Here is a 20596-nt window from a genome sequence, read left to right as displayed (position 1 = left end):
TTATCACACCTTTGAAAGTAGCATACGGAAGCCGGAAATTTCCGGGCGCGATGCGGGTGTTCCTGTAAGAACAATGCGAGTTCGCGCGTCCAGATTGGCGGCTGGATAGTTGGTACGAGTGAACGTCTGCTCGACCAGCCCATCACCAAGCGGTGTTGCGCCTGACACATTGACTGTCTCGTAATTGCCGGGAATGCCGATCTGCACTTGCGCAGAGGAATTTGCCGGAAGCTTTGCGTCAAAAGTCACAAGCACCCGGTTAGCATCCGTCGCGTCCACTGCGCGGGTCACATAATCGGCAGTCGTCTGCAACTCACCATCAATGATCTGCACATTTGGAAAGATGAATGGTGTTACTCGCTCGGTTCCGCGCAGAACCGCCGCCACCTGTATGGTTTCATTCTGAATGTAGTGATCAAAGCTGATGACCTGGCTAGGAGCGGAATTGATAACCTCGCCGCTTGGCCGGGTCAGTCGAATGCTGACATCGACCGATGGATCAGGGCATTCAACACCAGCACGAATGATCACATCTGACATTTTCGCAGGCGTGAATGAACCAATAGGCACAACCTTTTCAACGGGATTGAACCGGCAAGCGATTAGTTCAAACCAGAGATCGGATTCATTGTGAACGGTCCATGTCGAGGCATTGGACGATGATAACAAGACGCCAACTGTGAACGGCTGCCCGGTCACAATCGAATTTGTGTCGAGATCGATCTTGCCGATGGACGCAACGAAGAGTTCATGCTCGCCGTCATCGGTCAGCACCACAAAGGAATATTCACGGCCACCCGGAATAAACACCGGATACTTGAACATTGCCGTAAATGTCTCTCCTTCACGCAATACGGTGCCAGCCACAAAAGCTTCCGCAATCACTTCCGATGTTGGAAGGCCGACTTCTACCGTTCTGACCTGCACCAGAATGGAATTGGACGGTGAGCCGATTTTTGCGCACATCAGCCGAATGCCATAAAGACACCGGGATTGATCCAGCGTGAATGTTTGCGCCAGTGGGTCATGCCCACCGCCACGCCCGCCACCGTCACCGCCACGGCTCACCGTGGTGGAATTATTGGCATTGGTCACGTTTGTAACGTTGGTTACGTTGTTAATGACGGTGTTGTTGATGATCGGTTGCGGCATGCTTTCGGTGGAAGTTTCCAGCGAACTTGTCAATCGATATTCCTCAACCGTGATTTCGCCACGCCCAACATAAGTGCAACCTGCATCCGTTCCGACGCTGCCTTCAAAGAAGACGGACTTTGACCCTGCCGGCACATTGGCAGGAATGGTGAACTCACCCGTCATAACGCCATCAGCATCGGCAGGACCAGCCACGGTAAAGGTGACCTCAATGTCATCGAACCAAACGCCGGATAAAGTTTCATTCTCAATGAAGCCTTCCAGTCGGAAGTTCACATCTCGCGCCCGGATAAATTCGGCGGAGATGATTGTTTCACGGATTTTCTCAACCTGCTGTTCAAGCGAAATGCCGGTGATGTATTCCCCATCAGACGCTTCAAAGGCTTGCGTTTCCGGTGACGTCCAGCTTGTGCGCTTTTCCGTCCAGAAGTCGGTTGAAGGTTCGACGCTGGCACGGCCCGGCATGGGCGTGAACGTCTGGTAAGGATTGATCTTCATGGAACCGCTGCGACGGTTCTGTCTGATGATTATGTCTTCGCTGAAATCGAGATGCTGAATTTCCATGAATGCCGGAAATTCATGCAACGTGGACTTGATCGGCAGACGAAGCTTGCCGCCGACGATTGCGGCGGTTTGAGCAATACCCTGATCGCGAAGATCATCGTCGATAAACGGATCGACAAAGAGACCGCGCTTGGCTGCTACCTCACGCGATGAAATATCGTTTTTCAAACGCTCTTGCGCCACCAGATCGTAAACGTTGATCAGCATCTGCTCCATGCGCGTGATGCGGTCATAGGTGAAGTTACGCACCTGTGTGATCTCAATACGCGGCGGGCGGCCCCAATCATTATAGACCCGAGCAATCTCCAGCCGGTCGGCAGGAACTTCCGGTGGGCGAGGGCGGGAAACAGCCGATACGCCGGTCAGATAGACCATGCCGCCCGATGGCTCGACTGCGATCACGTCAATGCGCGGTAGCTTGTAGCGGTAATCAAACAGCACGTTGGTGCCATTGGCAGCACTCGTGACGGTGACTGTATCGCGACCCACGGCATCAGGCTGGATATTCTGATTGTAGCGGTATTTGACCGTATATGACGCGCCGGGCGCGGGTTCCTTGCCCGAAGGAGACCAGTCAATTTGACCCTGCGAAAGCAGCCAGTCAGCTGGCGTCGTGTAAATCGTGCTGCCCGATTTTATTTCGAGGATAGCAGTCACTGACGAATGCGGCAGAGGATCAGTTACGCCGGTATAGGGACCATGGACGATTGTGTCCGTGATTTCCTTCTCGACGGTTACGCGGCGCACTTCGGCAATCGGAGCCTTGGAAACTGTAAAAACCTGTGTTCCGCCTGTGGCTGCGGTAAACGGATGCGGTTCGGCATCCACATTGCGCAAATCAGGGTTTTCCTCATAATCAAACCGAAGGGACTGGCGGCGAATAACGCGGCGACCATTCACATAGGCGGTGCCTTCAGAGACAGAGAAAACCTGTTTGCTGTCAGCATTCGGCCCCAAGGCTGTGACCAGAAAGCCGTTATTGACGAACGAGCCGTTGCTCTCACGCGAATAATCGCCAATCGCGTTGTAGATCTCCGAAAAGTCGATGTTGGTCGAGGTGGTGAGAATGACACCGTCGCGCACCTGAAACACCGAAAGAACGGGTTCTGCATTGCCATCCTGCGAGTGGCCCCATGTGATGGTGATTTCGACGCGGGCCGGGCCATCTTCTGCAAATGCCTCTGTGCCTTCAATATCACCTTTAAGGGTTGCGTCCTCAAGATCAGTCACCAGACGGTCGGAATGGCGAACGCCGATGACGATCTCGCCTTTGTTCGACAAGGTGAAGTCCGCTGCCTCCACGTCATGAACAATGCCACCAAAGTAAATAGCACATGCCGGAATCTGCACGCGAATATGATCATCGTCCGGAGCCGTGACGACAGGGTCTGTGCCGTCGACAATGCGGCCGTCCTGAAGGATGTATTCAGCCACGCGGCGGGTATGGTCGAGCGCTATATCCTGCGCTTCGTTCAAGTCCTTCGATTGCAGATAAATTGCACGATCAGGATAGGCGATTGCATGGCGCTTTCGCGAGCGATCAAAGCGGCTTCCATAGCCATCGCGTTGTATGATGCTGTTCATCACGCCTCACATTGTCAAAATAAAGCTGAAAGTCTGGCCGATGGAACCATCGCGAACGATAGGCGCGAAACGATCCACCTCAATCATGGTGCCGAAGTTCACGACATTGTCGGCGGGAATATATTGCTGACCCGCAGGAACCGTGCCTGCCAGTTGTGTTCCAACAAGGATGCCGGTTTCGCGCAGCGTGGTGTCAGCTGCATCTGGCAGATCAAGCTGGAAGCGGACAAAAACATAAGGCGTTGGCGCTTCGCTCTGGGAGTAGGCCGCGCCATCACTCATCAGGATTGTGCCTGCATTGTCTGGCTTGACGAAGAATTTCTCGCGGGTACGCGTTACACCCACCTTGCTATCGAGATCAGAAAGCACGCTGAGAGCAGCATCACGCGTTGCCTGTTCTTCAGGCGTTGTCGGCAGTGGCTGGTTATCCCATTCTGCATCGCCTTCACCGACTGCCAGAAACAAAGTCATATTGAGAAGCGCTTGAGCAAGGACGGTGCGCCCGCCCTGTGTGAACACGGCCATTATTCTGATCCTGTTTGAACACGCGGCACCGGCGTGCCGAAGGGTTGATTGACGAACGGAGCGTTCTGGAAGCTGACGGTTGCGCGATTGCGGTAATCCACTTGGATTGCTGCTGTTGCCGCAAGTCTGGCCGATGGCTGCGAAACGGGAATTTGCACGGCAACGTTTCTCACCATGAGAATATGTTGGGTGCGCTCGACAGCAACACGCCCGCCCGTCGGCACGATGACGCGGTGCTTATGATTGACGCGAAGCGACAACACCGGCTCGCCCGCTATACGACGCACACCGGACCAATCATTTAGAAAGGCGTCGCCGTTGAGCCTGTGCTTGTTCAACTGGAAGGCTCGCACATCCCAGCCGCTTGTCACGCGGGCAAACTCGGATCGCAGCGGCTTTGAAGCCTTTACCAGTTGCGTCATAGGCTTGACGAAATTGGTGTTCCTGACTTCAAACGGCAAATGAACCTGAAACCACCACCACTTACGCTTTGTTGCCGGAAACTCCTCAATGTCGCCATCGTGGTTGATCCAGCGTAATGCACGATGCAGCGCAGCAGGTGTGCCGATCAGGCGTTGCCAGATTATGCCTTCCTGCAGAACGGTTCGAAGATCGGGCAAATAGTCGGCTATTTCATTCAATCCATATTCTGCAATCAGATAAGGCACTACGGAATCTGGTGGATTGAATTTAAAACCGCGTAGCGCATCCGTGCCAGGCAGAAGCACCGGAAGATTATCGAGAGATTCGGAGAGTACCCGCTCCAACGATGTCGGCGCAGCATCGTCGCCGAGAAGATGCTGCTGCTCCATCAATAATCCCGTCCTTTATAATTGAGTTTGATATTGCCCAGTGAGATTGCCACACCGGGTGCAGCAATTTCAGACGCGGAGGGCGATAGAATATCGACGCGCTTTACACCTGAAACGTGAAGCCGGGATTCTATCCACGATAGTTCAAGGTCAAATCCAATCTCGGATTCAGCTAGCCAAGCTTGACGCAGTATTTCGGGAAGAGCATCGAGAATTCCAAAAGCCGCATCGGGCAATAGCCAGATGTCTGCTTCGATATTTGTTCCTGTCGCAACGGCTGGCTCAACAATCAAAGTATCATTCAGCAGTCGAACACGCTCGCTCATTACTTCCGTCGTGACCGCATCCATCATTGTCTGATCGGGTATGCCTCCGTTTTCTCGCGAAAGCACTGCGATGTGAATGATTGGCCAAAATGCTTCGCGGTATACTTTGACACTACGAATACGGACATCAGAACGTCGCGCTGCCGCCTCATACCAATATGCGCTCCCGCCCGGCGAACGGCCCTTAATTTCGATGATGAGCCGCGAGCGGTAAGCCTCGTCCACTTCGCCTTCCAGCCGGTACACATCATAAAATGCGCCGAGATGATCCAGATCGCTTCGAAGGGCAAAGGCAAGTAAGTTGGCTTTCGCGGCATCGTTAATGGCTGTTCGTAACGCGACTTCGCGATAAGTATCCGCAAGGTGCACGACTTTTAGAATGTCCGTTTCCAGATTGCCGACATCGTAATCTATGCCAGAAGCGACAAGGCGCTGGCGTAGATCATCCATCCGCTCTGCAAGAATCGTTTCAAAATAGAATGTCTTGATGATCTCTGGCGGTGGCAGGCTGGAAAAGTCAAAAGCGACGGTGCTCATAGCGATTTCACCACTACCTTTCCGGAATTGATCGAAAGCCCAAAAGAAACGATGCGCTCAACAGTCGTATCGCCAAGATGACCACGTGGTCGGAAGTCTGCGAGGATCTGAAAACCGGCGTGACCAGTTCTGATTTCTTCGATGCTGCCCGTCACGATGACGCGGCGAACCTGAAAGCGCGGCTCCCAGAGATCAATTGCAGTTGCAATCAAAGATTGGAAAGCGGCGAACAGATAAGGTGTCATTTTGCGACCAAGCAATTCGACAATGCCGGCACCAAATTCACGACGCATGATAAGCGAGCCGATGCGTCTCATAAGGATGACTTCGACACCCAGATAAGCAGATTCCAGATTGCTAACTGGTAATCCTGTATAACGACTAATCCCGACCATCTTGACTGCCTTCGCCGCCATCGGTGTGCTGCTTGGTGCTTGGTAATTCTATCCGACCATGATCAAGCTCATATCGAGCCTCAACATCCGATAAGCTGACTTTGCGGGTTGCTGGCACGCGAGCGCCATTCACCCAATCGACGCCGGGACGGACGCGATAGGTTTTCGATGTCATGCTACTGCCTTTTAATTTGAAGGAGGATCGGTGTCGCTTCGTCCACGCTCGATACCGCTGTGAACGTGCGTGTCACCTATGTCAGTATCATTGTGTTTGACGTGTCCGTTTTTGAAATCGACATTGCCATCAACAACAAGGTCGCCCTTGATCGTTAGTTTGCCATCTTTCACGGTGGCGTCTACGCCGAACGCCCGGAACACATTTGCCAGAAGGTCACTACTTGGTGGCTGGCTGGCATCCGAAAACCCACCCCTAAGAAGAAGTCCCTGTCGCGGGTCACCATTCGGGTTAATCATTCCGACGATCTGCCCCAAGGATAGCGGCATCCACGTGCTGGAGTTACCACCTGACTCTGGGTGTGGGTACCAAGGAGACAAAAATGGCTGGCCATTTTCATCTTCACCAAACTTGATACGATAACCTTTTTTTGCGTCAACGGCTGCCACCGGGCCAACTTTGAGAGATTTGCCGAATGTGGTTTTCAGCATCTCAATGTCGATTTTCATACCGATAAGATCGCGGAGCATCATGGCACCTTTTGCGCGGGCGAAATCCACTCAATTTGGATTGTTGCATCGGTCCATGCATGCATTTCGCAATCAACATCAGACGGATGCGGACCTAACCCAAGTGCCAACAACTCCTGCGAAGTCATGCCGTGGGCCTGTTGCAGTCGTTCCCACGGCTCCCGCTCACCTGTGATGATTGCTTCGATAAATGTCGCCTTTTTTTGCAAACTCTCATCATTGCTGGCTTTCGCCATAGTGATGAAGCGAGAAAATGGCGTGTCCGGATCAAGAGATTTACGCGGCTCTGGATCGTCAATCAGATCGACTGTGATTTTAGTCTGATGGGCGGCGAGGCGAATGCCTTCACTGATATTGCCAACCCGACCTCGCTCAAGGGACACAGTTCTATAAATGAAACTTAGGAAAATCTGTCCCCATGTATTGTCAGGATCGGTTAATGCCTGCGCGATTTCACGCGAGATCAGATCAAGCGTGAATTCAAAATTGCCGTCTGTGTCTGGGATGCCTATTTCCGGCATCATAGCTGTACCATTCTGCGGGCTGGCCACCAACATCTTGGCAGTAACGCCGGTCTCAAACAGAAGCTCAGTCCTGCCATTCAATAGCAAAGCGCGAAGTTCGTTGTCTCCGACCTGCGCTTTTCCTGCATCTGTATAAACAGAGATGAAATAGCTATCGGAGTCGATCTCGATATTTCCGGCACCATCATTGTCGATGATGCCGATTTCGCTATCCAGAACATTATCCTGCGCGCGCGTTCGGCCTTTCAGAGCTTCGACGCCAGCAGCACGTAAAGCGATACGGGCAAGGCTCATAATCAGACATTCCCTGTTTTCCCGGCAGTAAATTCGCCAAGGGCTGCATAAAGACGACGATGAGAGCGTGGATCAACAAATTGAACTTCAAACATGGGCTGGCCTGACCGTGTGAATGCACAAACACGATAGCCCTTATAAAGAGCAATGATTGGATACCGTGCACGGTCAATCGCGATTGCTGCTTTGCCTGCTGCAAGTTTGATATTCCAGTCGCTATTGTTTCCACCATCTGGCTGCAATGAAGCCCGATCTTCGGTGCGCAGAACAGCTTCGATTTCAACAGGCGGTTGGCCTTCAATCGTCTTGCCGTTCTTGAGTGGGAAAATGCGGATAGACTCCGCAAATTCTGCATCTACCTCTTCGTAAAGGGCGTCCCGATGCTCTTCAAATGGAGACGGGCTCATTTCGACTTTCCAGTCTCGCCTTCCATTTTCAGAGATTCCTGCTGCTGAACGGGTGGCTTCGTTGCTTCAGCCAGTTGTTCTGTGAGAGTTACTACATTCTCGCGTTCAGTCTTCAGCAATTGATGTGCTTCGTCGAGGTCACGCTGCAACTCGCCAGCTGCACCGGAAAGCTTAACCTTGTCTGCCTCCAACTGCGCAATCGTATCTGTGGCAGTTTTTAACGACAATTGAACCTTCGCAAGATCGACTGAAAGTTTATTGTTGTCTGTCTTAAGCCGTTCGATTTTGCCAGCCTCATCTGCCAACAGAACAGTCAGTTTGTCACGTTCTACCGTCAAGTTGGCAGCCAAAGTATTCAGGCGGTCGAGTTCGGCCTTGTCGGTATCAGACGAGGCCGCACTTTGTGCTGTCGTTTCAGCTTGCGCCTTCCGGCGCTTATCGGCCTCAAGCACATCATATGCCAGGCGATCTATAATCAGATGCTCACCATATGCTTTCGGGACTTCAACCGGCTTGTGTGGCGGGGCGGTATAGTCATCGCTGGCGTCCAACACAGATGCGGGGATTATGCCGCCACGGGGGAATGCGACGACGATTGTAGATTTCTTCGACATAGTGAGCCTCATGTTCCGAATGAAAGCCCGCATGGTTAGCGGGCCGATCATCATGGGGATGTTAAACGGTAAGCTTGCGAAGCGCGCCGGGCTTTGTGCAAAGCGAAATCGGATTGGACTGAATTTCCAGATCCACGCCCTTGCCGTTGCGTTGAACAATCTGCTTCATATAGCGCGGCAGACCCGGCGTATTCACCGTCTCCATATAGTCAGCCGGTGCAAAGCGGGTGATGAACAAACCGGGTGCGCCCATCGGGGTTACACGGCCCTCGTTGTGGGCGATGTAAGCGGCACCAGCGTCAGCAGTGGCTTTGGCTCCGGTTTTGTATCGTTCGAATACAAACTTGCCGACTGTGAATTTGTCGGGGATCGCTTCGCGCAATTGGCCTGCACCATTGGTCGCAAGAAATGTCTCACGAATACGCTTGTGGCCCCAGAGCTTTAGATGGAACTCGCGTCCGGTCCAAACATGGAAATGGTCGTAAAAGCTGTCGAGATTATCTTCGATAGACCAAGCTACTTCCTGCTCCAGAATTTCGTCAACCTTTGCAGCGTCACTCGACAGGTTGAGCGAAACTGCAGCGGGCACAGCAATGCCGAAACGATTGTACAGATCGTGAAGAACGCGACCAGATTTTGAGGTAACAATCCCCTTGATCGCGCCGACGCGCTGATGCTCTAGGGTCATGTCGAGGTCGAGCAGGTGGCGGTTTGCCTTGCTCATAACCCGGCTTTCGACCTGTTCGACTTCACTTTCGCTACCGAATGCACGAATGTTCTGAACTTCATCTGCCTTCACAGAATCGTTCCGCTCGTAATGATCAACTTCGAACGGGATCAGACGCCTTCCTTCACCAGTCGCAGTTTCGCCGGGGCCACCGCGTTCAGATGGTTCAACAAGGCTGAGTGCGCCGTCGCGCTCCTCAATTGAGACAATGGTGGTGGTAACACTGTCTTCTTCAAACATACCGGATGCACCGATCTGTCCGGGACGATGAGGTTCGTTGTTTACAGAAGCGGTCAGCGACTGGACGGAAAACGCATCGTCGTTAAAAATATCAAGTCCTGGCATGTGGGCGTCTCCTTAGCGGGCCTTAATGTGAGCGGCGCGCAATTGTTCAAGTTTTGCCGACTGCTTGGCAGCGTCGTTGACTGAAGCGTCGAACACCAGCAGCGAAGTTTTCACCTCGGCATGGACATTCAATATGACCGCCTCGGCATCGCTGTCGGTTGCATCAACGGCGTAACAGATGATGGCTGTTGCTTTTTCAGCACCTTCTTTTCCCGCTACTTCTGTCGCAGGGGATGGAATGAAGCTGCCCTTTGCAGCGGTGAGTTCACCCAGCACCGTGCCCGGTTCAATCTTGCCCGTACCGGCAGGAATCTTTGCGACATCGCGTGAGATATGTCCGTCACCCTCATTCAGGATGAATTCGAGTGGGCGCGGACCCATAATCTTATTTTCCATAGGTCAGTCTCCTACTTGGCCATCTGGCGACGAGCTGCATAGATGTCGCTTGTGTTGAGGCTCGCCTTTGGGGCGATTGATGTGCGTGGCGGCTGTGGTTGCTGCAAAGCTGATGCTTGTATGCGGCGTTGCTCGTAGCTTGCTGCAGGGTCTGGCTCAGGTTCGCCGTTGGCTGATGCCTTCGGTGCAACCGTAAGGGCTGCAATGGCATCTTCTGCCGACATTGAAGTGTCGTAGGCAAAATGGTTTGCCAGTGCTTCACGCCCCAAGGCTTCAGGGTTGGTCGTAATAGCCTTGATGCGGTCTTTGGTATCTTTTTCAGCCTTGGCAGTTGCCGTAGCAATTTCGGCGGGCATCTGTCCCGCCAATGGCTTGTCAGTCATGTCATTGTCCTTGTGACTGGTTGGCGCGGCGGCGGGTGCAGCCGCGTGCATCTCATGGTCAAGGGACCATGAATTCTTTTGAGCCATGCGCTTCAGTTTGTCGGGCGCATTGGCATAAATGCGATAATCGAAAGCGGAAAAAGCGACGGCTTTGATTTTCTCTGTTTCCGTAGCGAGACCTCTCGCAACGGCTTCATCGCCGGTGAGCCAGATTTCTTTGCGCATATCTGCGCGAATGATTTCTGCATCCTCGCCAGTGCGCTCGGCGTAAATATCCGCCATCAGGTCGCCAAGCTTATTGAGAAAGCCGACAGCAGCTTCATGATCATCGGCATTGCCGTAAGTGACTGATGCGGGATCATGGATCATCATCATGGAGCCGGTTCGCATGATGCGATCTTCACCGGCCATAGCAATAACGGATGCTGCGGACCCGGCAAAGGCATCAACAACAACGGTCACTTTGCCTTTATGCCCCATCAGGGCGTTGTAGATAGCAACACCGTCATAGACATAACCGCCAGCGGAATTGATGCGCACCGTAATATCTGTGTCACGTCCAACCTCCGCGAGTGCTGCAAGCACATCCTGTGCTGTAAAGCCTTCATCCCAATAGTTATCACCGACGAACCCGTACAGAACGAGCTCGCCGTTCTGAAGAACGGGCATAGTGGAAACTCCTGTTAAATCAGCAGAAGCGAATGCGCTTTGCAAATCTGCGACGGGTGCCGTTTGTGATCATCTGGCACTCTGCTGTGAGGCGCTCAATTTCTTGATCAAGCGCTGCAATATTGGCTTTGCCGTAGCGCACTTCGTCATCGCCGAAACGTACAACTTCTGTCTGGCCTCCGGCTACAATCTGGATGCGCAAGCCGCGAAGCTTCTTCACTGCGCTGCATGGATCATCCAGATCGATTTCGGTTTTGCGGATTCTGACGTTGGTCATGCAGCTTTCTTTCCGCTCTTCGCTGGCTCCGGATCATCATCTGGTAGCGGTTGTTGGTAGGGCCGTTCATACGGAGAGCGCATCCCAGCTAGGACATAACGGTTATGCTCACGCTCCTGCTGTTCAAACAGTTCGTCAGGGTCAATGCCCTTTACGCCGCATTCCATCGCTACACTGGATGTGCCGTTGGAAATGCGCTCTGAGACAGCACGTTCACTCTTATAATCATCAGCGGTTGGCGCTGCCGGACCATACCAAAGCGCCCATGTGAACTTGTCGCGATTGGCGGCAAAGACTTCGTAGCTGACTTTGAGCTTTATGCGCCCTTCGCCCACTTCCTCATCCAGCCAGTTCTCGAAAATTGCCTGTTTGAGTGGAGCCGCGAGACGTTCACGCCGGCGTAGTACAATGGGCCAGATTGTAGCTGTTTCCATACGAACGGAGGAATAGGTCGCGTTCGAGTGGTCCATTGCGTAGCTGCTGTATGTAACGCCGATGGCCCGCGCTGTTTCGCGATCAAGACTTGCTGCGAAGGGAAGATAACTGCCTCCAGGAGTCGAAGCCGTTCGGAATTGCAGATCTTCATCCGGGCCGAGATGAGAAACTGTCGGCGTACCGTTTATGTTGATGGTTGAACTGCCCGCTTTGTCCATCTTTGCCTGAAAAAAGTCTGCAAAGTCTTCACGCAATTCGTCCTTAATTTTATCGTCATCGATGGCCTCAATTGCCTCGAAGGCTTCGCGTGACGGCGTTTCACTGGTCAATACCGCTGCAAAGACTGTTTGTAGAATAGCAGTCTGCAATGTGGCTTCGTCCAGCGTCTCTTTCTGCGCATGTTTGCGTAATGCCGATGCGAGAACGGAAATTCCCCGAACATCGGTCGCATCGATAGGGTCAAAAATGTGCAGAATAATAGGCCGACCATCAGCATCTTTTGCCGGATAGCGAACTTTTTTGGTGAATCCTCGCTCTTTTTCCTCAAACAGATAACCGACAGGCCGTCCGTTTTCATCGTGATAAACACCCTGAAACAGGTTTTCTGTTTCATTGGTATCCTGCACCAGTTTATTCGGCGGGATCATGCAGACTTTAAGGCCAGTGGTGATCCCATATTTGCGGCGCTCGGCGCGGCTCATATAGGTCATCATTCCGGTAATTTCGCCGAAGGCCATGTTCCAGCGCAGGCCAATATCCACCATCTGCGGCACGGTAAACTTGCCACGTGCATCACACTCGGCTGGATTCCAAGCCCATTTTTTCCAGCGTTTCTTGATCAAAGCAACGAGTTTTGCGGCCTCATCACGATCATAACCGAATTCTGCCAGATCGGGCTGTGGCTGCAGAATAAGTTCAACGCCAACAGTATCGGCTATGACCTGATCACTTGCACCTTTGAGTTTGCCGGAGTTCTGTATAAAATCCAGCGCATAAGCCGCAACGCGCGACCAGCTGCGCCGAATCTCATCTCTGCTATCGACAATGGAAACCTGACGAGAAGCGAGTGCGCCGGATTTTGTGTCCCGCAACATGCGAGCGACAGGACGCATTGATGAGACAGACAGAGCCGTTCCAGAGCGCAGGGCGCGACCCAGCCCCTTGATACGTTCTACCAGATTCATCGGTTGTTCCATTTCTCACGCCGGGCAGTTTTATCCCGTTGTTTTTTGGGTTTCTGCAGTTTGTCGAAAACACTCGTATCGGCATGGCCGAATAAATCTTCCTCGGCTGGCACACCATGAACTTTGACCAGCAGGTCGGCCCACCGCTCGGCGGTCAGGCGCAGCTTGCGTTCGAGGTGCCAGCCGAGTGCGAAAGCGTATACGGTGGTGTCAAACCAGTCGTTTTTACGCCCCGCGATCTTTTTCCAGATGCGTCCCGCCTTTGACGGGATCAGTTTACGTTTGCCGCGCGAAGGTTTGGAAAGAGCCTCTTCGTCAGGATCAACCAGACTTTCGGCAGTCAATTCCTTGGCAAAATCTTCGTCGCAAAGGTCGTTGCCGATATGCAGAGTGTTGCGCGACCACTTTCCGCTTTCATCAGCACCCAGCACAAGATTAGCTAAGGCTCCGACAACAGCGGTTTTCACGTCGTAAAGACCGACCGGGTACAAAAGCACTTTTGCAATAATGCGCCGGTTCTTGTCTTTGATGTCACGTTTGACTGGAGTTCCAAGCCAAGGCAGTCCCTGCGCCGCTCGTCCATCCAGTGCATAGACATTCGGGCGTGGGGCGCAGAAGCGATAAACGCGGTCGGTGGCGAAACCGGAGTCGACGCCAGAAAGGTCTATGCCCTTCATGCCACCGCCTGCGGTTGGGTATTCCCGCTCAAAAGCATTGGCAAGAGCAATCCATGGCTCATCTGTCTGGTCTGGCGCACCCTCAAATATGTCACGGTCAATGACCTGATACTGGCCGTGGGGACCGAGTGCGATAGCCATCCATTTGATACCGTACCCCTGAACGTCGGCGGTCGAGACAATAAGCCCGGCCCACGAGGGGATAACCTTAGATGGCAGCAATTCTTTGCGAACTGCCTCTACTATTTTCTCATGCTCTACGGCGACGCCGGCAGGGTCGTATGGCAATGCCAAGTCCTGCTGGAAGAACGTACGCATCTTCGTGATATTGCCTTGGGCCGCTGTCCACCGCGCCCATATGTCGGCCCATCGTTCACGCGGTGCATATCCCGCCCACAAGTGCCAAGATGGTTGCCATTCTCTGCAACGGCCCTCACATGGGGCACAGCGCCAGTGATCAATCTGATCTTCGGCTATTGCCAAAGGTACGGCTGGCTCACCTTCACGAACCCGGCGAGCGATCCACTTTCCTTGTGGAAGCATCTCATGCTTATGACCATCAATGATCACTTCGTTGCAGGATATACAGCGGAAGTGAACAGGCAGGCCATTCTCAGGGTCAGCAGGCAAGAGATTATCAAATTCAAGTGCCTGATATGTACGACAGTGCGGGCAGGGCAAGTAATAATAGCGCTGATCGCCAGCATCGAAGTCTTCGGAGATTGCACAACTCCCTGCGATGCCGGGTGTCGAACCTTGCCACTCCTTGGCCATGTCGCCATGCATCTTCTGACGCGCACGAGCCTGATCGCGTGGACTTCCGCGACCGTCAACATCACTCAGATATCCGGTGATCTCATCCATGGCGAGATACTTGATCGACACCATCTGCAAGCCCTTAGAGGAACCTGCGTTGACTATCTGACAGAAACCGCCTGCGAAGCGCTTGAATGCCGTAGTTGATCCTTGCTCATCGCGACTGTTGACCGGAAGCACCTTATGTTTGATGCGCGGTGTTGCCTCAATCGTTGGATGTAGCTTGATACGATTGAACTTGGTAGCTTCTTCCAAAGTTGGTAGCACGATCATCATCGAACCGGGTGCCTGATCAACGATGAAGCAAAACCAATTTTCAATTGCTGTCGATTTACCAAGCTGCGCTGCCCAACGTGCTGTGCAACGACGTGCAGGGTGGTCTGGATGCAGGCAATCTTGTGGCTCGCGAAGATAGGGCACGCGGTCGGTGCGAAAATCCCCCGGCCACGGTGAACCCGATTCAGGTGAAACTTTACGGTACCGGTCTGCATGTTCCGAGATGGACAGATTTTCAATCGGACGACTGGCAGCTTCCAGCCCTCGCAAGAGCACCATTTCACCACGCGGCAATTCTTTAAATTGCTCGTGTGGCTCCGGGGCGTTCATGGCAGTTCGGTTTCCTCTTTCGTTTCATCGGCAAGGTCTGCCTCGTCGCGCTGACGCATGGCATCGATCCTACCGAGGATAGTTTGATTGAATACGTCCAATCCCTTGCGCATGAAGGCTTTCAGCACGATACGCGCAGATCGTTCATCAAAGCCGTATTTTACCGATGCGTTTGCAGCTTCTGTTTCAAGCGCTCGCTCGAAAGCGCTCTGCATGAGGGCGACAGCATCACGACCCGCACGATCAACTTCCGATACTTTCGTCAGCGTTTTGCGACGTTCTGCAAGATCCATCTCGCGTAACTCAGCGTCGGCTTGCGCCTTGCGCGCTGCGCCGTCTGACTGGCTGCCACCAAATCGCGGCGCAGGGCGGAATGTGCCCTGCGCCGCAGTCGTCCGCGCAGTGGGAGGAGTCGCGCGGATACGAATATTCTCGCCACGGTGAGCAACAAGAGTGTTGAACTCGACCAGACGCGCCTTGCCTTCTTCGCGGATTTCTATCGCTTCGCCATGTTGCTTGATGTAGCGGGACAATGTGGAGCGCTCTACCAAGTCGCCCATTTCGGTCAGCCGTTGCGCGGCTTCCGATATCGAAATCCAATCGCCGTCTGACATGATGATCCGTTCAATGTTGTGTGCATACACACGTGCAAGCACGTGTATGCGTGTATCGCTTTCAAAACGACCTACTGGTGAAATTCGGCAGTCGAGCACGCCCGTACAGTGGGTTTTAGAGGCATACGGTCCCTAAAAAGGGGGGTGGGGTCAGGTCAGGAGCTTTCGGATGACCGCCTCGACCCTCGGAGGCATAGTCACCGAAGCCTCATGTTCAAAGGCTTCCCGCGTCTCACCCCGGATCATTTCATCTGGAATGCGAACCTCGGAGCGGACTTGCGTGACGCGTCGGCTGGCAGCATTCCCTATTCGGCGATAGACGTGGCCATCTAAGTTCCAACTTTTCACATGGCGGTGCGGGAACAGACCACCCATGATGAATGTGCCGCCAAATATCTGGCGGTTTCCAAAAGGGATGGCAGAAACGCCGCGCCTAGTTTCACGGGCACTGAAATACTTTAACCTGACAAATCCACCACGCGATTGCAGAGAATATAGGAGTTTACCCGGTTTTGCCGTATCAACGTTCTTTACTGCCCGAACGATTACCCGCCGCTGCAATCCTGTCTGTTTAGTCAGATTGCGTACAACACGGGTGCGCGACCTTCTACCGACTTGGTTCACAATACGCGGCAAGACTTTGGGGAACTCTGTGTTCAGCCGCTTAATGCCATTGGCATATTTGCGTAACCCTTCAAGATTCTCCCATCGGGCGTTCAGCATCGTTTTGAACTCCCCAAACAAAAACCCCGGTCGCGAGTGCGCCGGGGTTTCATCTAATCTTTTTTAGCCTCCAAGGTGTAAGTCAACTTTCCGCCGCAGGTCAACAAGCTTTTTCAAAATGTTGTGCGCTCACACCTTCAAAAGCCCGGAAAAGCTGGACGCCAAGCATGTCTTTTTCTTCAAGCCATGGTGTCGCCGAGAGCGCTGAATACGTCAAGCGATGCGAGGTCAGGCTTTTTGCGAGTGCTGATTCCAGCACAAGAAGCGCAGCAATCCAAATCTGATAATCTACCCGTCCGAGAATATCGGACAACGGTTCTGGCTGGAATTCGTATTTTACGTATGCGTCACGCTGTGGACGCTTGGCGCGGTGATTATAACCATCCACTTCGAGGGAATATTCCCGACCGAATGCATCTTTCGCAGTACGTCGCATAAACCATGCTGGCTTGCCGTTGCGCTCGATCATGGCTTGCTCAGGCTCTGGAGCATAAAAATCTGGCAAGCGACCAAGAATAGCGGTTGAGATCACGAGTGATACGATGGAAGCGCCGCGTTTGCTGGCAGGGCGCAGGCTGAAACGCTCAACTGCGCGGGAAATCGCATCGCGCGTCAGTTCGCCCTGCTCAGTCCAATCAATGACCGGGTTCCAGCCTTCAGGAAACATAACGTCATATTTCGCAAGCTGCGCCACCGCACGCCCAACCTCAAGTGCATCCTCATGTGGAGCACCTTGCTCAATCCAAGTGCCGGGATCGGCACGGTCGCGATCCACAAGCGTCATCAGTTCGGCATAGCCAAGAACTTTCCCCCATGATGAAGCTTCCAATTGCCGCCAAGCAGAATGAATGCTATCCAGCCCATCAGTGCCGCCACCTTTTGGCAGTTCGTGAACGAAAGCCCAGACGAGAAGTTCTTCAATCGTTACGGTTTTCATCGTTTACACCACTTTCGATAGTTCGCGATAGTTTGCGATAGTTTTGAAATCTTAAATTTTATAATTAATTCAAATAGTTGCGATAGTTGCGACAGTTTAAGCTCATCTATATATAAAGCTTTTCCCCGTACCCCCTTGTTTCCCTATAGTTATATAGGGAAAAACTGGTGCAAACTATCGCAAACCATTGAAATCATTTCATTTATTCCGATGATAAGACTATCGCAAAGTATCGCAAACTACTGCTAACTATCGCGATACTAAACATAGCAATATCAATGACTTGCGAGTTTTCAGGCGCAAGCGACAGTGCAAAGAGGGGTTGCGGGGCATGGATGTGCATTATCATAATTGGTGCCCCTCATAATCGGACGAGCCGCCTCTGTCGGGAGCTTTCGGCACATCTGAGAGACGAAAACCGAAGTAAGTTTTGATGCGTCCGTCCTCGCGCCGGTACTTCTTTTTCATGATCAGTCCGAACTTCGTCAGTGAGATCGGTCTGCCACCTTGGTCCACGGTATAGTCCACATAGGCCTGGTAGAAGTCGCGTGCAGTCACTTGGCCGTGTTCGTCAGGCTCAATGCACCGAGCGGCGAAGGCCGACGTGGGGTCCATTTCGTCGCGATATTCCTGAGTTTTCTCCTTCACCGAATCCGGGATAATCAGCCCCTCATTCAGAAAGATTTTCACCCCCTCTATGAGCCAGTTTAATATGCCGGAATACTCGGGCCTGAATTCCGACACGACCTCCTCGAACTCGCGCTGCTCCTCCGTTTTAAGCGTCACAGGCCAGTGCACAACGACCATACGTCGCCAGATGCCGTTATCCGTGCCTGTGATGCGCGGATAACCGTTCCCCGACATGTGGCCGGTAAAAATGGGTTTGAAGTCGAAATAGCCCTGAAAGAGGTCGCGGACAGTGAAGTCTTCGCCACCGGTCAAATCCTTGACCAGATTTTCACGCAAATCCTCGCCTTCAGGCAGTTCTTTCACACGCAAGAACCTACGCCCATAGAGCCGCGCCATATCTGGGGAAGCTGCACCACCAGAATTGCCTTCACCAATGAAGGATTCTGACGGCAGTGTGACCGCAATATCCCCGAATAGCCGACATAGGGTTTCCATGTAGACGGACTTACCGTTCGCACCAAAACCATAGTGAAAGAATAACTTTTGAACTGTCAAACCGACGAGACCAAGCCCGGAAGCAACCTGCACCATCCGCCGCACGTCATCGTTCGGGAGCATACGCTCAAGAAACGCGGTCCATTTCGGACAGGTGGCCTTCCTATCGTATGACACAGGCACAATTTGGGTCATTAGGTCTGTGCGTTTGTGCCCTTTGAAGGCTTCCACCTTGGCAATCTTCTTTTCAATATATTCTGGCACGTTATATCGAATATTCTCATCATCATCATATTCGGGGTTCCGCACCTTCTCCAATGATCGGGAGAAAACCAACGTATGATCCAGAAGCGCTACTTTGAGCGGATCGGCATTAAAATCATCAGGCCCACGCATCACATGCGGCGCGAGACAGGTCAGCATAGCTTCAAGCCGCGCCTTGTTTTTAGATGTTACGGCATGATCCATCCGTCGCTTTTTGCGCTTGCCTAAGTTTTCCTTGGCATTCATCGCGGCGGTCGCGAGTTTCTTTTCAAGCTGCGTCCGCTCATGCTCCTCTTTCTTCAATGCCTCTTTTGCAGCTTTCACCACCTCGAACTCATCGGGCGAATATTCAAGAAATTCTGTTTCCATGGCAATGCGTCCGCCAAGCTGCTGCGCCACTGCCAGCGAACGAGGGTCGCCCGTATCGATATCCCAATGGGTCCCGTCCCATATGGCATAGGTGGCCTTGCGCGCCTTGCTTTGCGCGAGCACCAACATATCTTCGCCGAAATGCCTTTGCAGGCGCTCTGCGTTGTCGGTGTCGGAGTGATCGAGCTTTGCGCAAGCCTTCACGACGCCACGATCTACGGAACGGTTGTCGCGCAATGTGGCTTGTGGCTCACCATCATCATTATGTGTGTGATTTGCATTATGACCGCCATCGGCAGTGGGGTTACGGGGTTCAAGTGCAGCAGCGTCAGCTTGCCGCGTTGCCTCACTCAGGATAGCGCGCACAGCAGCCGGTATGTCTTTGATATTCTTGGTCACGCGGCACCTGCCATCATTTCAGAAAAATCAATCCCGGCTGGAGGCCAGGCAATCGCAACCCGCCGCCCTTCACGCATAATACGGGCTTTGGCGCGTACCATTGCGGCGGCGGTCATAATGCGTTCGGAATCCCCATCACCAAGCAACACCACATCGCGAACGTGCTCAGGCATCCAGAAAGCATCATCGTCAGCCTGATCAGCACGCGGTACCGGTCCTTGCACCATCACGGCACGTAATCGATCTTTGGCATCCGCTTTTTTCAATGTTGGATGCGCAAAGCGGGATGAGGGATCTGCAGGACCGGCAAGATTACCGAGATCACCGGCAGCAAAATAGAACGTGTCATCACGGAAGCCCTCTGCACGGCCAACCGCGGCCACATTTTCAATTCCTTCACCTCCAACCCAACGAAGAGCGTCTGGTGATCCAGCAATCGGTATCAAGCCGCCCTTCTTGGAGCCGCGCATTTTTTTGGATGGAAGAAACTCGCCGGATTCTTGATCAACAATTTCCGGGCGGCATTTTGGGCGATTGTTGAGATCAATCCAAGTGATGTGGCAACCAATGACAGTGAGGTCGGAAGCAACAAAAGGGGCGACCATAGCCGGGCCTTCATGGATTACCTCGTCACCACGCCAGTAAGGTACAGACGGCGCTATCCGCAACCATGTCGCCTGTGGCACACCCGCGCCACGTGTCGTAAGATAAAAGCGACCATCTGGCTGAGAGGCTGAAACTAAGTCAGTAGCACGGCTATAAATGCCACGAGCTTTGTTCCGTTCTTTTTCACGGTAATCCGCCTGCTGTTCATTCTGTCTGGCCTGCAATTCCTCATTGCGGCGGCGCTGTGCTTCTAGCCTCGCCAGTCGTTCCTCGCGATCACTATCGCTTTCACGCTCGCCACCTTCTGGAATTGGCTCTCCCGTTAGTATTGAGCAGGCCTCAAGCAGTCCATCACGGCTGCGAGTGTTGAGACCGTGAATATGTGCAGTCATACCGATTGCATCATTGCCGCCGATACCACCCTGACGGCAGTTCCATTTTCCCTTTTGAGTATTGAACGCAAAAGTATCGCGCCCACCGCAAGCAGGACAGGGTTGCGGGTGTTCGTTGCCGCTTGCGCGGAATTTGAGGCCAAGGCGCTGCGCACCGTCTGCAATAGAAATTGCACGAGCATTTTCGACGAATAGCTCAAGAGTGGGATTCAT

21 protein-coding genes are annotated in these 20596 nt (G+C 52.9%); all 21 read right to left on the bottom strand.

Going from position 1 to position 20596, the window contains the following annotated elements; all coding sequences use genetic code 11:
* Positions 1-3: 3 nt before the first annotated feature.
* The 21 genes from U2P60_RS01115 to U2P60_RS01015 all read right to left on the bottom strand — a co-directional run bounded on the left by U2P60_RS01115 (position 4) and on the right by U2P60_RS01015 (position 20596).
* Positions 4-3300 (bottom strand): DUF4815 domain-containing protein, encoded by a 3297-nt coding sequence (locus U2P60_RS01115; protein ID WP_413570884.1) that lies wholly within the window; start codon positions 3298-3300, stop codon positions 4-6.
* A 6-nt stretch (positions 3301-3306) separates the two neighbouring features.
* Complete coding sequence (locus tag U2P60_RS01110) at positions 3307-3825, bottom strand: hypothetical protein (RefSeq protein WP_413570883.1); 519 nt, start codon at positions 3823-3825, stop codon at positions 3307-3309.
* Positions 3825-4637, bottom strand: coding sequence for a phage tail protein (locus tag U2P60_RS01105; RefSeq protein ID WP_413570882.1), 813 nt, complete (start codon positions 4635-4637; stop codon positions 3825-3827). Before U2P60_RS01105 ends, U2P60_RS01110 begins: the two co-directional genes overlap by 1 nt.
* Positions 4637-5500, bottom strand: a complete 864-nt coding sequence (locus tag U2P60_RS01100) for a baseplate J/gp47 family protein (protein ID WP_413570881.1) — start codon at positions 5498-5500, stop codon at positions 4637-4639. Before U2P60_RS01100 ends, U2P60_RS01105 begins: the two co-directional genes overlap by 1 nt.
* Positions 5497-5916, bottom strand: coding sequence for a GPW/gp25 family protein (locus U2P60_RS01095; protein ID WP_413570880.1), 420 nt, complete (start codon positions 5914-5916; stop codon positions 5497-5499). The genes U2P60_RS01100 and U2P60_RS01095 overlap by 4 nt, the downstream gene beginning before the upstream one ends.
* Positions 5882-6070, bottom strand: coding sequence for a hypothetical protein (locus tag U2P60_RS01090; protein WP_413570879.1), 189 nt, complete (start codon positions 6068-6070; stop codon positions 5882-5884). The genes U2P60_RS01095 and U2P60_RS01090 overlap by 35 nt, the downstream gene beginning before the upstream one ends.
* Before the next feature lie 11 nt (positions 6071-6081).
* The gene (locus U2P60_RS01085) at positions 6082-6603 is read right to left on the bottom strand and encodes a baseplate assembly protein (protein ID WP_413570878.1); all 522 of its coding nucleotides are present in this window, start codon (positions 6601-6603) and stop codon (positions 6082-6084) included.
* Positions 6600-7418: a hypothetical protein gene (locus tag U2P60_RS01080; protein WP_413570877.1), complete on the bottom strand. Its 819-nt coding sequence runs from the start codon at positions 7416-7418 to the stop codon at positions 6600-6602. The genes U2P60_RS01085 and U2P60_RS01080 overlap by 4 nt, the downstream gene beginning before the upstream one ends.
* 2 nt (positions 7419-7420) lie before the next feature.
* The gene (locus U2P60_RS01075; protein WP_413570876.1) at positions 7421-7825 is read right to left on the bottom strand and encodes a hypothetical protein; all 405 of its coding nucleotides are present in this window, start codon (positions 7823-7825) and stop codon (positions 7421-7423) included.
* Entirely contained in the window at positions 7822-8439 is a 618-nt protein-coding gene (locus U2P60_RS01070) for a hypothetical protein (RefSeq protein ID WP_413570875.1), read from the bottom strand. The genes U2P60_RS01075 and U2P60_RS01070 overlap by 4 nt, the downstream gene beginning before the upstream one ends.
* Positions 8440-8500: 61 nt before the next feature.
* Positions 8501-9511, bottom strand: coding sequence for a major capsid protein (locus U2P60_RS01065; protein WP_413570874.1), 1011 nt, complete (start codon positions 9509-9511; stop codon positions 8501-8503).
* A 12-nt stretch (positions 9512-9523) separates the two neighbouring features.
* Positions 9524-9907 carry a head decoration protein gene (locus tag U2P60_RS01060; protein WP_413570873.1) on the bottom strand — a complete coding sequence of 128 codons (384 nt, stop codon included), beginning with the start codon at positions 9905-9907 and terminating at the stop codon, positions 9524-9526.
* A gap of 11 nt (positions 9908-9918) precedes the next feature.
* Positions 9919-10959 (bottom strand): head maturation protease, ClpP-related, encoded by a 1041-nt coding sequence (locus U2P60_RS01055; RefSeq protein ID WP_413570872.1) that lies wholly within the window; start codon positions 10957-10959, stop codon positions 9919-9921.
* Between the two features lie 19 nt (positions 10960-10978).
* Positions 10979-11236 (bottom strand): hypothetical protein, encoded by a 258-nt coding sequence (locus U2P60_RS01050; RefSeq protein ID WP_413570871.1) that lies wholly within the window; start codon positions 11234-11236, stop codon positions 10979-10981.
* Positions 11233-12855: a phage portal protein gene (locus tag U2P60_RS01045; RefSeq protein ID WP_413570870.1), complete on the bottom strand. Its 1623-nt coding sequence runs from the start codon at positions 12853-12855 to the stop codon at positions 11233-11235. The genes U2P60_RS01050 and U2P60_RS01045 overlap by 4 nt, the downstream gene beginning before the upstream one ends.
* On the bottom strand, positions 12852-14954 hold the full coding sequence (locus U2P60_RS01040; protein WP_413570869.1) for a terminase gpA endonuclease subunit: 2103 nt from the start codon (positions 14952-14954) through the stop codon (positions 12852-12854). The genes U2P60_RS01045 and U2P60_RS01040 overlap by 4 nt, the downstream gene beginning before the upstream one ends.
* The gene (locus U2P60_RS01035) at positions 14951-15568 is read right to left on the bottom strand and encodes a hypothetical protein (RefSeq protein WP_413570868.1); all 618 of its coding nucleotides are present in this window, start codon (positions 15566-15568) and stop codon (positions 14951-14953) included. The genes U2P60_RS01040 and U2P60_RS01035 overlap by 4 nt, the downstream gene beginning before the upstream one ends.
* A 150-nt stretch (positions 15569-15718) precedes the next feature.
* The gene (locus tag U2P60_RS01030; protein ID WP_413570867.1) at positions 15719-16291 is read right to left on the bottom strand and encodes a hypothetical protein; all 573 of its coding nucleotides are present in this window, start codon (positions 16289-16291) and stop codon (positions 15719-15721) included.
* A 100-nt stretch (positions 16292-16391) separates the two neighbouring features.
* Positions 16392-17228 carry a hypothetical protein gene (locus U2P60_RS01025; RefSeq protein ID WP_413570866.1) on the bottom strand — a complete coding sequence of 279 codons (837 nt, stop codon included), beginning with the start codon at positions 17226-17228 and terminating at the stop codon, positions 16392-16394.
* A gap of 345 nt (positions 17229-17573) precedes the next feature.
* A complete protein-coding gene (locus U2P60_RS01020) occupies positions 17574-19385 on the bottom strand; it encodes a phage/plasmid primase, P4 family (RefSeq protein ID WP_413570865.1) in 1812 nt (603 codons plus the stop codon).
* Positions 19382-20596 carry a P4 alpha zinc-binding domain-containing protein gene (locus U2P60_RS01015; protein WP_413570864.1) on the bottom strand — a complete coding sequence of 405 codons (1215 nt, stop codon included), beginning with the start codon at positions 20594-20596 and terminating at the stop codon, positions 19382-19384. The genes U2P60_RS01020 and U2P60_RS01015 overlap by 4 nt, the downstream gene beginning before the upstream one ends.

Origin of the sequence: Brucella sp. H1_1004 (assembly GCF_047308065.1) — a bacterium.
GTDB lineage: Bacteria > Pseudomonadota > Alphaproteobacteria > Rhizobiales > Rhizobiaceae > Brucella > Brucella pseudogrignonensis_B.
Note: the sequence above shows the minus strand (reverse complement) of the source record. Positions and strands in the feature narration are given on the sequence as shown.

Coding starts and splice junctions, on each gene's coding strand:
- U2P60_RS01115 (WP_413570884.1), bottom strand. CDS start 3,300: ATGAACAGCATCATACAACGCGATGGCTATGGAAGCCGCTTTGATCGC.
- U2P60_RS01110 (WP_413570883.1), bottom strand. CDS start 3,825: ATGGCCGTGTTCACACAGGGCGGGCGCACCGTCCTTGCTCAAGCGCTT.
- U2P60_RS01105 (WP_413570882.1), bottom strand. CDS start 4,637: ATGGAGCAGCAGCATCTTCTCGGCGACGATGCTGCGCCGACATCGTTG.
- U2P60_RS01100 (WP_413570881.1), bottom strand. CDS start 5,500: ATGAGCACCGTCGCTTTTGACTTTTCCAGCCTGCCACCGCCAGAGATC.
- U2P60_RS01095 (WP_413570880.1), bottom strand. CDS start 5,916: ATGGCGGCGAAGGCAGTCAAGATGGTCGGGATTAGTCGTTATACAGGA.
- U2P60_RS01090 (WP_413570879.1), bottom strand. CDS start 6,070: ATGACATCGAAAACCTATCGCGTCCGTCCCGGCGTCGATTGGGTGAAT.
- U2P60_RS01085 (WP_413570878.1), bottom strand. CDS start 6,603: ATGATGCTCCGCGATCTTATCGGTATGAAAATCGACATTGAGATGCTG.
- U2P60_RS01080 (WP_413570877.1), bottom strand. CDS start 7,418: ATGAGCCTTGCCCGTATCGCTTTACGTGCTGCTGGCGTCGAAGCTCTG.
- U2P60_RS01075 (WP_413570876.1), bottom strand. CDS start 7,825: ATGAGCCCGTCTCCATTTGAAGAGCATCGGGACGCCCTTTACGAAGAG.
- U2P60_RS01070 (WP_413570875.1), bottom strand. CDS start 8,439: ATGTCGAAGAAATCTACAATCGTCGTCGCATTCCCCCGTGGCGGCATA.
- U2P60_RS01065 (WP_413570874.1), bottom strand. CDS start 9,511: ATGCCAGGACTTGATATTTTTAACGACGATGCGTTTTCCGTCCAGTCG.
- U2P60_RS01060 (WP_413570873.1), bottom strand. CDS start 9,907: ATGGAAAATAAGATTATGGGTCCGCGCCCACTCGAATTCATCCTGAAT.
- U2P60_RS01055 (WP_413570872.1), bottom strand. CDS start 10,959: ATGCCCGTTCTTCAGAACGGCGAGCTCGTTCTGTACGGGTTCGTCGGT.
- U2P60_RS01050 (WP_413570871.1), bottom strand. CDS start 11,236: ATGACCAACGTCAGAATCCGCAAAACCGAAATCGATCTGGATGATCCA.
- U2P60_RS01045 (WP_413570870.1), bottom strand. CDS start 12,855: ATGAATCTGGTAGAACGTATCAAGGGGCTGGGTCGCGCCCTGCGCTCT.
- U2P60_RS01040 (WP_413570869.1), bottom strand. CDS start 14,954: ATGAACGCCCCGGAGCCACACGAGCAATTTAAAGAATTGCCGCGTGGT.
- U2P60_RS01035 (WP_413570868.1), bottom strand. CDS start 15,568: ATGTCAGACGGCGATTGGATTTCGATATCGGAAGCCGCGCAACGGCTG.
- U2P60_RS01030 (WP_413570867.1), bottom strand. CDS start 16,291: ATGCTGAACGCCCGATGGGAGAATCTTGAAGGGTTACGCAAATATGCC.
- U2P60_RS01025 (WP_413570866.1), bottom strand. CDS start 17,228: ATGAAAACCGTAACGATTGAAGAACTTCTCGTCTGGGCTTTCGTTCAC.
- U2P60_RS01015 (WP_413570864.1), bottom strand. CDS start 20,596: ATGAATCCCACTCTTGAGCTATTCGTCGAAAATGCTCGTGCAATTTCT.